Source organism: Cellulosimicrobium sp. CUA-896 (genome assembly GCF_001942335.1).
Lineage (GTDB): Bacteria > Actinomycetota > Actinomycetes > Actinomycetales > Cellulomonadaceae > Cellulosimicrobium.
On record NZ_MKKH01000058.1, the window covers coordinates 1 to 9,634 of the forward strand.

Sequence of the window (9,634 nt, forward strand, 5' to 3'; positions counted from 1 at the left end):
GGCGACCGGCGGCCCCGGACACGAACGCGCCCCGACCGCCGGAGGCGACCGGCGGCCCCGGACACGAACGCGCCCCGACCGCCGGAGGCGACCGGCGGCCCCGGACACGAACGCGCCCCGGCCGCCGAGAAGGCGACCGGGGCGACGTGAGAGCCGTCAGGCGAGGTCGTTCTCCGCGAGCCAGTCGGCCGCGATGTCCTCGGGGGAGCGCTGCTCCTCGGTGGACTGCACGTTGAGGTCGACGAGGCCCTCGGGGGTGAGGGCCGCGCTCACGGGGTCGAGCACGTCCGCGACCTCCTCGGCGACGTCCGCGTCGACGAGCGGCACGACGTTGGACGCGAGGAAGAGGCTCTCGGGGTCCTCGAGCGTGACGAGGTCCTCCGTCTGGATGCGGGGATCGGCGCTGAAGACGTTGGCGATGTTGACGGTGCCCGCGACGAGGTCCTGGACGGTGGTGTCGCCCGTCGCGACGAAGGAGACGTCGACGCCGTAGACGTCCTGCAGGCCCTGGGGGCCGTAGGGCCGCTGCTCGAGCTCGGCCGGCCCGCCGAGGACGAGGTCGACGTCGAGGTCGGCGAGGTCGGCGAGGCTCTCGACGCCGTTCTCCGACGCGAAGGCCTGCGTGACGTTGTAGGAGTCCTGGTCGGTCGCGGACGCCTGGTCGAGGACCGCGAGGCTCTCCGGCAGGGCGTCCTGGAGTGCGGTGTACACGTCCTCCGAGGAGGTCGCGGTGGTCTCCGGGTCGAGAACTGCAGGAGGTTGCCGGTGTACTCGGGGAACACCTGGATCTCGCCGTCCTCCAGCGCCGGCATGTACGCGTCGCGCTGGCCGATGCTGAAGTTCCGCTCGACGTCGAAGCCCTCGGCCTCGAGCGCCTGCGCGTAGATCTCGGCGATGATCTCGTTCGAGTAGTAGGCCTGGGACCCGACGACGATCGTGTCGGAGGACCTTCCGCCGGTGTCGGAGGTCTCGGAGTCGTCGAGCGGGTCGGAGCCGCCGCCGCAGGCGCCGAGCGCGAGGACGGCGGTGGCCGTCCCGGCGAGGAGAGCGGCGGTGCGTCGAGTCGTGCGCATGGGTGTATCCCTTTCTGGTGGACCCACAAGGGGCTCGGTCGGGTCGGTCGGTTCGGTCTGGTCGGGTGCCGGGGACGCGCCGGTGGGCCGGGGCGCGGCGGGTGGGGCGGGGAGCGCCGCGGGCTACGTCGGGGCCGGTGCGGTCGCGCCCCGGCGTCGACGGCTCGGCGCGTCGTCGCGCGCGCGGCCGGCCGCCACGCCGCGCGGGGTGACGACGCGCTCGAGGATCGCGAACACCGCGTCGAGCACGACGGCGAGGACGACGATGACGAGCGCAGCGCCGAGGATCTGCGAGAAGTCTCGGATCTGGATGCCCTGGACGATGTAGAAGCCGAGTCCCCAGTTGCCGACATAGCCCGCGAGGGTGACGGTCGCGACGACCTGGAGGGTCGCCGAGCGCAGGCCGCCGATGAGGAGGGGGAGCCCGAGCGGCGCCTCGACCTTGCGCAGGACCTGCCAGGGCGTCATGCCGACGCTCCGGGCGCCGTCGACCACGCGCGGGGAGACCGCCTCGACGCCCGCGTACGCCCCGGCGAGGATCGGCGGGATGGCGAGGAGGACGAACGCCGTCGTGGACGCCGCCACCTTGTGCGTCACACCGAAGACGAGGACGAGGAGGAGCACGAGCCCGAACGACGGCACGGCCCGCGCGGCGCCGGACAGGGCGACGGCGATCTCGCGGCCACGGCCGGTGTGGCCGATGAGCCAGCCCGCCGGGATGGCGACGAGCGCGGCGATCAGCACCGAGGCGAACGTGAACGCGAGGTGCGTCCAGATGGCCTCCGGGAGGGGGAGCGCGCCCTCGAGGCGGGCGGGGGAGAAGATCCAGGCGATCGCGTCGGAGAACAGGTTCATGCGCGCGCCTTCCGTGTCCAGGGCAGCAGGAGCCGGCCGACGAGCACGAGCAGGCCGTCCACGACGAGGGCGATGACGACGACGGCGACGACCCCGGCGAGGATCTCCTCGACGATCTGCCGCTGGTAGCCGTTGGTGAACAGGTAGCCGAGGTTGTCGATGCCGATGAGGATGCCGACGGTGGCGAGCGAGATCGTGGAGACGGCGGTGACGCGCAGCCCGGCCAGCACGACCGGGCCGGCGAGCGGCAGGTCCACCTGCCAGAACCGGCGCCAGGGGCCGTAGCCCACCGCGAGGGCGGCCTGCCGGACGGCCGGGTCGACGGAGCCGAGGGCGTCGGCCACGAACCGCGTCATGATCGCCACGGCGTAGATGGTCAGGGCGACGACGAGGTTGACCTCGGACAGGAAGCTGATCCCGAGGAGCGGCGGCAGCAGCGCGAAGAGGGCGAGCGAGGGGATCGTGTACAGGAGCCCGACGAGCGTGAGGACGAGGCCGCGCGTGAGCCGGTAGCGGTAGGCGAACCAGCCCGCGGGGACGGACACCACCAGGCCGAGCAGGATCGGGAGGGCGCTCTGGCGCAGGTGCTCGACCGTGAGTCGGCCGATGAGGTCGAGGTTGTCGAGGACCCAGGTCATGCGCCGTCCTCGACGAGCACGCCCTGCGTGCGTCCCGCCGTGTCGACGAGGACCGTGCCGCGGCCGGTCGTCTTCGGGCGCAGCGCGCGCGCCCCGCGCTCGAGGCCGATGAAGCTCGCGACGAAGTCGTTCGCGGGGTTCTCGATGATTTCGCTCGGCGAGCCGATCTGCGCGACCTGCGCCGCCGTCTCGAGGATGACGACCTGGTCGCCCAGCAGGAAGGCTTCCTCGACGTCGTGCGTGACGAACACGACCGTCTTGTGCAGCTCCTGCTGCAGGCGCAGCGTCTCGGTCTGGAGCTCGGCGCGCACGATCGGGTCCACGGCGCCGAACGGCTCGTCCATGAGCAGGATGTTCGGGTCGGCGGCGAGCGCTCGCGCCACGCCGACGCGCTGCTGCTGACCGCCGGAGAGCTGGCTCGGGTACCGCTCGGCGAGCCCGCGGTCCAGCCCCACGGTGTCGAGCAGCTCCAGGGCGCGCGCGCGTGCCTCGGCCTTCGGGTTGCGCTCGAGCCGGAGGACGTCGCGACGTTGTCCACCACGCGGTGGTGCGGCAGCAGCCCGCCGTTCTGCAGCACGTAGCCGATGCTGCGGCGCAGCCGCACCGGGTCCTTGTCGAGCACCGACTCACCGTCGATCGCGATCGTGCCGGAGGTCGGCTCGACCATCCGGTTGATCATGCGCAGCAGCGTCGTCTTGCCGCTCCCGGAGGAGCCGACCAGCACCGTCGTGCGGTGCGGGGGGATGACGAGGTCGAAGTCCGCGACCGCGGTCGTGCCGTCGGGGTACGTCTTGGTGACCGATCGGAACTCGATCATGGGGCGGTGCCTCCCGACACTTGGTGGTCCGGCGACCAAGCCGACCACAGTCGCGGGCGGAGCGCGAGCCGATCCGCCGGTGCGCCCCGCATCGTGATGCGACCGCGTCCTCCCTCGGCGGTACGCCGCCTTCGTCCCGGTACGCTCTCGGTGAACGCGGTGCCGCTCGCGGCTATTCCGCCGTCGCGCCGCGGACCGGCTGGCGCAGGATCGTGCGCAGCCTCTCGGGAGCGACCCGGCGCGGGTCGCTGAGGTAGATCTCGTGGTGCCTGCCGACCATCCGCAGCCCGTGGGCGGGGACGAACTCGTCGTGCATGCGCGCCAGGACGGGCGCCTCGTCGTCGAAGGAGCCGACGTGCAGCGTCTGCACGCACCGGCCCTCGGACAGCGACTCGAACCTGACGTCGGCGAGACGCGCGGGAGGGTCGGTCGCGCCGACCCTCCCGACGGCGGCGGCGACCATCTCCGGCCCGACCCAGTCGGGGACCATGATCATCATCGTCCAGTCCCAGCGGGACTTGTCCCGCGCGGAGGTGAACGTCTCCATGTCGTCGGCCCACCACAGGCCCTCCAGCGGCATGACCACGTGGTCGCGCCCGAGCTCGCGCTTGCTGGCGAACTTCAGCGTGTACGCCACCGGGTAGAGCGCGGCGAGGGCCTGCGCGTAGGCCGGTGCGGTGTTGGGGTCGCCGTGGCCGTCGACCATGAGGTACTGCGTGTCCGGCACGTCCACGAGCCGGAACGCGCCGCGTCGCGCCTGGTAGGCGTCGAGGGTCCTCTTGAGGTCGACCTTCTCGGTCACAGCCGGAATCTAGCGCCGCGCAGCGTGCCGGGGAAGACGGAGGTCCCGGAGAAGCGACGAGGCCCGGGCTGCCGACCGCGGTGATCTCGGTCGGCCGCTCGGGCCTCGTGCTGCTGGGGTGAGTAACGGGACTTGAACCCGCGACCCCCTGGACCACAACCAGGTGCTCTACCAGCTGAGCTATACCCACCAGGACCGGACGGTCACCGCTGCCCCTCTCGGGGCGGTGCACCGGCCGTCGAAAAGTGTACCTGCTCCGCCGGGTGCTTCAGGACGCGTGCGGGCTCGGGGCGTCGGTCGGGTCCGTGACGGCGGCGACGACGGCGCCGGCGTCAGCCGTCCCGTCCTCGCGCGCGGCCACGACGGACGTGGCCTTGACCTGCGCCGCGATCCGGCGCGCGGACGCCGAGTCCGGGCCGGGGGCCGGGACGAAGACCGCCTCGCGGTAGTACCGCAGCTCGTCGATGCTCTCGAGGATGTCGGCGAGCGCGCGGTGGCCGCCGTGCTTCTCCGGCGAGGCGAAGTAGGCGCGCGGGAACCAGCGCCGCGACAGCTCCTTGACCGACGAGACGTCGACGATGCGGTAGTGCAGGTGCCCGACGAGCTCCGGCATGTCGCGGTCGAGGAACGCCTTGTCCGTCGCGACCGAGTTGCCCGCGAGGGGCGCCTTCCCGGGCTCGGGCACCCAGGAGCGCACGTACTCGAGCACCCGCTGCTCGGCCTCGGCGAGCGTGACGCCCGCGTCGAGCTCGTCCAGCAGGCCCGACGTCGTGTGCATCTGGCGCACGAAGTCGCCCATCTGCTCCACCGCCCCGGCGGGCGGCCGGACGACGACGTCGACCCCGTCCCCGAGCACGTTGAGGTCGGAGTCGGTGACCACGGCGGCGACCTCGACCAGCGCGTCGGCGCCCAGGTCGAGCCCGGTCATCTCGCAGTCGATCCAGACGATGCGTTCGTTGGCGTTCACGGGACTCACGCGGACAGCCTAGTCCGGGCGGTGGGCGCGCTCGTCGCCGCCTTCGCGCCGCGTCGCGCCACGTCGCGCCCTGGTGACGGCGAAGGCCCCGCTGGTGCGGACCGTGAGGGGTCCGGACGAGCGGGGCCTTCGGGGTGCGGCACGCCGTGGGGAGGAGGTCCTCGCCGGCGGGCGCCGGGTGCGCGTCATGCGGCGCGGCGCGGCAGGCGGGCCTGCCGTGTCCGCGCCGGGACACGGGCGGAGGTGCGCAGCAGCTGGGCTCGGCGCAGGGTCTGCTCCTGCAGCTGCTCGCGGCGGCTCAGGACCGCCACGTCGTACGTGATGAGGGGATGCATGGTGCAACTCTCGTGACGTCGGACAGGCGGGTCTGGCCGGACCCTCCGCCGTCCGGTACGGACCGGACGGACGCCACCGCGGTGTGTGCCCACACAACCACGCCGTACGGCCCGCGCGCACGGGATTTTCGCCGGGGCGGCACGGGCCCGTGGACCTCTTGGCGCTCTCGGGGTTCGAGTGCTAGAACGATGCTGTAGCCGCCGCGGGGCGCCTGCCTCGCGGGACACCCAGGTCCTGGAAGGTCCAGGACCGTGGACGAGGAGGTGAGTGGTGTGGCTGCGACGACCGACCCCTTCGCGAGCACCCTGGACGCGATGGACCGCCTGATGGGCCAGCTGGCTCCCGGTGGCCGCGTCTCCACGGCGTCCGCCGCGATGCCCCTGGACCTGTTCCGCGCCGGGGACCACTACGTCCTGACGATGGACCTGCCCGGGGTCGACCCCGGCACGATCGACGTCTCCGTGGACGACCGGACGCTGACGATCCGCGCCGAGCGCAGCCCGCGCACCGACCCGGACGTGCAGTGGCTCGCGCGCGAGCGCCCGGCCGGCACGTTCGCGCGGCAGCTCACGGTCGGCCGCGGGCTCGCGCTCGACCGGATCGCGGCGTCCTACGAGGACGGCGTCCTGTCGCTGACGATCCCGGTCGCGAGGAGGCTCGGCCCCGCCGCATCGAGGTCGCGCACCGCGCAGGCGGCGGCGCCAGCCAGATCGGGGCGGGCGGCGACGCGCCGGACCGGTCGGGCGCGAGCGCCGGCTCGTCCGGCCCCGTCGTCGACCAGGGCTGAGAGCGGGCTCAGACCTCGCCGGGCAGCGCCTTGCGGATGACGAGGCGGGTCCACGCCCCGAGGTACACCCGGTCCCCGTCGGCCAGCTCGCGCCGCTGGCCGGCGGGGACCGGCTCGCTCGGCAGGACGTCCCCGGCCGGGCTCACGTACGTCCCGTTGGACGACTGCAGGTCCTCGACCCACCACCGCTGCCGTCGGTGCTGAGCTGGCAGTGCCGGCGGGACACGCCGGTGTCGGCCCCGCAGTCGACCTGCGGGTGGATGCCGCGCGACACCGACGGCCGGCCGACCAGGACGCTGCGCTCACGCAGGACGACGAGCCCGGGCAGGCCGGCGGACGGCATGGGGTCCTCCGGCTGCTGGGCCGCGTACCAGTCCGGGTCGATCCAGATCTCGACGACCCACTGGTCCGGTCCCGGCACCGCGGGCGTGGGCAGGCGCGTCCCGCCGGTGGACGGGGTCTCGTCGGGTGCGGCGGCCGTACCCGACGCGGCGGCGCCCGGTCCAGGTGTGCTCGGCGGGGGTGTGCCCGCCGCAGGTGTGCTCGCCGCCGGTGTGTTCGCCGCGGGTGTGCTCGCCGCCGGCGGGTCGAGCGACAGCGCGGACGGCGGCTCGACCGGTTCCGGCAGCGCGCCGGTCGTGAAGTCGTAGCCGCAGTTCTCGCAGAACAGCGCGCCGGCCGGCGCCTGCGCACCGCAGTGCGGGCACGTCGCGCCGGCGGGCGCGGGCGGGGTCGGCTCCTCGCCCGGCGTCGGCGCGGCCGGACGAGCCGCGGCGGCGGACCCCGGGACCGACGCGGACGGCGCGGTGGCGGCCGCCAGCGGCGCACCGCACACGTCGCAGTAGTCCGTCGCGGTGGAGGCGTGGCCGTTCGGGCAGACGACGGGGCTCATCGGCGCACCCGGGTCGTCTTCGTCGAGGCGGTGTCGAGCGCCATCTCGTCCAGCTTGTCGGCGTTGCGCCGCAGCCGCACGGTGCCCTGCTCCTCGCTGTCGATGTCGACGACCTTGCGCAGCCGGGTCGTGGCCTCGGCGTTGCCGGTCTGCTGCGCGAGCTGGACCGCGCGCCCGAGCTTGACGGTGGCCGTCGCCTCGTCGCCCGCGGCCTTCGCCGCGAGTCCTTCCTGGATCGCGGCCGCGAGCTCCGTCTGCCCCGTGTAGTGCGCGACCTCGGGGTTGATGCGCGTCGTGAGCGACTCGTCGTCGGACCACCGGGCCTTGACGAGCCCGGACGAGACGACCTCCCCGTGGACCGCGAGCTGTACGCGCGCGGCGAGCTGCTCGGAGCCCACGGGCTTGGAGGCCACGCGCACGGCGACGTGGTAGTCGCGGGACTCGTCGCCCCACGAGCCGGTCGGGTAGGCGCCCGTGAGCGCGTTCACCTCGGTCCGACGCGTCGTGAGGTCCTCGACGGTCGGTGCGACCTGGCGGACGAAGAGCACCTGCGCGCCCTGCGGGGCCCACACGCGAAGCTCCGCCGACGCCACCCCGCGTCCCATGGAGGCGCGCATGAGGGCCTCGAAGTCCGCGGCGATCTCGCTCGGGTCGGCGATGAGGTCGACCGTGCCGAGGAGGGCGGTGGCGATCTCGCGCAGCTCGTCGACCTGCCAGCGCGACCCGACGCCCCGCGCGTCGCACTGGAAGTGTCCCGTCACGTCCCGGACGGCGGCCGAGAGGTTGGCGCGCGGCTCGGACTCGTTCTTGCCGTCCGTGAGGAGGATCGCGTGCCGCTGCGTCGCCTGCGGCACCGTCTCGAACAGCTGGTCCGCCAGGCGCAGCCACGTGCTCATCGCCGTACCGCCCCCGGGCGCCATCATCGCGATGGCCCGCTTGGCCTCGGCGCGCGCCCCCGGCTCCATCTGCACCATCGCCATGCGGGCGTTGGGGTAGGGGAACGCGCGGTGCGCGACGTGGCTGCCGCCCACGATCGCGAACCACGTCCCGTCGAGGATCTGGTCCACCGCGACCTGCGCGGCGTGCTTCGCGGCCTCGATGTTGCGCCCGGACATCGAGCCCGACGTGTCGACCATGATGATCTCCGCCACCCCGCCAGCGGTCCCGCCGCCGGCCGTCCCCGCCCCCGAGCAGGTCACGGTGACGATCGCGTGGACGTCGGTCCCGCCGTCGGACAGGAATTCGTTCTGGTAGACCTCGGCGGAGAACTCGGCCATGGGGGCTCCTTCGGTGGTGCGGTGTCCGGGCAGGCTATCGGGTCGCGGGGTGCGGTTCGAGCGGCGTGAAGCGGGCGAGCGCGACGGTGACGTTGTCGCGCCCACCCTGCGCGTTGGCCCAGGCCACGAGGGCCGCGGCGAGGGCGGCGGGGTCGCGCCCCGCCGTCGCCTCGGTGGTGCGCACGAGCGCGGCGAGGTCGTCCGCGGGGGAGCAGTAGTTCCACAGCCCGTCCGAGCACACGAGCACCCAGCCCGGGCCGTCGGGCAGCGTCACGGCGGTGCGCGCGGTCGGGTCGGGTGCGTCCGGGCCGAGCCAGCGCGTGATGGCGTGCGCCTGCGGTGAGGCCTCGGCCTGCGCGCGCGGCACGCCGCGGTCGACCATCTCTTGCGCCCACGAGTCGTCGACGCTGAGCTGCTGGGCGCCGCCCACGTCGGGCAGCCAGTACGCGCGCGAGTCGCCCACCCAGCCCGTCACGACGAGGGGGCCGTCGACGACGGCCGCCGCGACGGTGCACGACGGCGGGTTCTCGTGGTGGACCGCGTCGCCGGCGGCTGCACGGACGGCGTCGTCCGCCGCACGGACCGCGTCGCCCAGCACCGCGGACCACGTCCCCATCCGGACGGTCGTCTCCCCGTCGACGGGCGACGCGCCGCCGGGGCCGCCGGCGGCGAGCACGTCGCGCGCGGCGCGGGCCGCGGCGAGGCTCGCGACGTCGGAGTCCGGCGCGCTGGACACGCCGTCGCACACGACGAGCGCGGCGAAGGACCGCCCGGCACCCTCCGCGCGATCGCCGTCCCCGCTCTCGTCGCCGGCCGCGAGCGCCATCGCGTCCTCGTTGCGCGCGTGCCGCACGCCGCGGTCGCAGACCCCGGCGACCCGGGGGGCCGGGCGCTCCGTCCAGTGGTCACGCTCGGACGCGGCGGGCTCACCGCACTCCGTGCAGTAGCCGTCGGCGGCCACGGCGCCGCCGCAGCGCACGCACGGACGCGCGCCCGGCGCGGGCGGCACCGGGCCGCCCCCGCCCGCCTCCGGGTCCGCGGGCTCGGGGTCGGGGTCGGTGAGCACCGCGGCCGGGGGCGGCGCGTCGAGGCCCGGCGCCGGCCGGGGCTGCGGCGCACTGCCGAGCGTGTCGACCGACCGGGACCGGGCCGTCGGGGGAGAAGCGCGTGACCTGCCCGTC

9 protein-coding genes, 1 tRNA gene and 3 pseudogenes are annotated in these 9,634 nt (G+C 74.3%); 1 reads left to right on the forward strand and 12 read right to left on the reverse strand.

What is annotated here, in order from left to right; genetic code table 11:
• Positions 1–156: 156 nt before the first annotated feature.
• The 8 genes and pseudogenes from BJF88_RS15315 to BJF88_RS19750 all read right to left on the reverse strand — a co-directional run bounded on the left by BJF88_RS15315 (position 157) and on the right by BJF88_RS19750 (position 5,496).
• A pseudogene (locus BJF88_RS15315) lies at positions 157–1,073 on the reverse strand (ABC transporter substrate-binding protein).
• Between the two features lie 123 nt (positions 1,074–1,196).
• Positions 1,197–1,928: an ABC transporter permease gene (locus BJF88_RS15320; protein ID WP_075829443.1), complete on the reverse strand. Its 732-nt coding sequence runs from the start codon at positions 1,926–1,928 to the stop codon at positions 1,197–1,199.
• Complete coding sequence (locus tag BJF88_RS15325) at positions 1,925–2,566, reverse strand: ABC transporter permease (protein ID WP_075829444.1); 642 nt, start codon at positions 2,564–2,566, stop codon at positions 1,925–1,927. Before BJF88_RS15325 ends, BJF88_RS15320 begins: the two co-directional genes overlap by 4 nt.
• Positions 2,563–3,383, reverse strand: a pseudogene (locus BJF88_RS15330) (ABC transporter ATP-binding protein). The gene BJF88_RS15325 and the pseudogene BJF88_RS15330 overlap by 4 nt, the downstream one beginning before the upstream one ends.
• Positions 3,384–3,555: 172 nt before the next feature.
• A complete protein-coding gene (locus BJF88_RS15335) occupies positions 3,556–4,185 on the reverse strand; it encodes a GyrI-like domain-containing protein (RefSeq protein ID WP_075829445.1) in 630 nt (209 codons plus the stop codon).
• A gap of 114 nt (positions 4,186–4,299) precedes the next feature.
• A tRNA-His gene (locus tag BJF88_RS15340) sits at positions 4,300–4,375 on the reverse strand.
• A 78-nt stretch (positions 4,376–4,453) separates the two neighbouring features.
• Positions 4,454–5,161 carry an oligoribonuclease gene (orn, locus tag BJF88_RS15345; RefSeq protein WP_083649189.1) on the reverse strand — a complete coding sequence of 236 codons (708 nt, stop codon included), beginning with the start codon at positions 5,159–5,161 and terminating at the stop codon, positions 4,454–4,456.
• 185 nt (positions 5,162–5,346) lie between these two features.
• Positions 5,347–5,496, reverse strand: coding sequence for a hypothetical protein (locus BJF88_RS19750; protein ID WP_158068956.1), 150 nt, complete (start codon positions 5,494–5,496; stop codon positions 5,347–5,349).
• Positions 5,497–5,769: 273 nt separating this feature from the next.
• Between BJF88_RS19750 and BJF88_RS15350 the strand changes: the two are divergent.
• Positions 5,770–6,284: pseudogene (locus BJF88_RS15350) on the forward strand (Hsp20/alpha crystallin family protein).
• A gap of 8 nt (positions 6,285–6,292) precedes the next feature.
• Here BJF88_RS15350 and BJF88_RS22500 read toward each other — a convergent pair.
• The 4 genes from BJF88_RS22500 to BJF88_RS15365 form a co-directional block, all read right to left on the reverse strand.
• Entirely contained in the window at positions 6,293–6,430 is a 138-nt protein-coding gene (locus BJF88_RS22500; RefSeq protein WP_255372086.1) for a hypothetical protein, read from the reverse strand.
• Positions 6,427–7,176 carry a zinc-ribbon domain-containing protein gene (locus BJF88_RS15355; RefSeq protein WP_255372087.1) on the reverse strand — a complete coding sequence of 250 codons (750 nt, stop codon included), beginning with the start codon at positions 7,174–7,176 and terminating at the stop codon, positions 6,427–6,429. The genes BJF88_RS22500 and BJF88_RS15355 overlap by 4 nt, the downstream gene beginning before the upstream one ends.
• Positions 7,173–8,453 (reverse strand): VWA domain-containing protein, encoded by a 1,281-nt coding sequence (locus tag BJF88_RS15360; RefSeq protein WP_075829446.1) that lies wholly within the window; start codon positions 8,451–8,453, stop codon positions 7,173–7,175. The genes BJF88_RS15355 and BJF88_RS15360 overlap by 4 nt, the downstream gene beginning before the upstream one ends.
• Positions 8,454–8,487: 34 nt before the next feature.
• Positions 8,488–9,634, reverse strand: a 1,147-nt coding sequence (locus BJF88_RS15365; RefSeq protein WP_075829447.1) for a PP2C family serine/threonine-protein phosphatase, incomplete at its 5' end; no start/stop codon positions are given.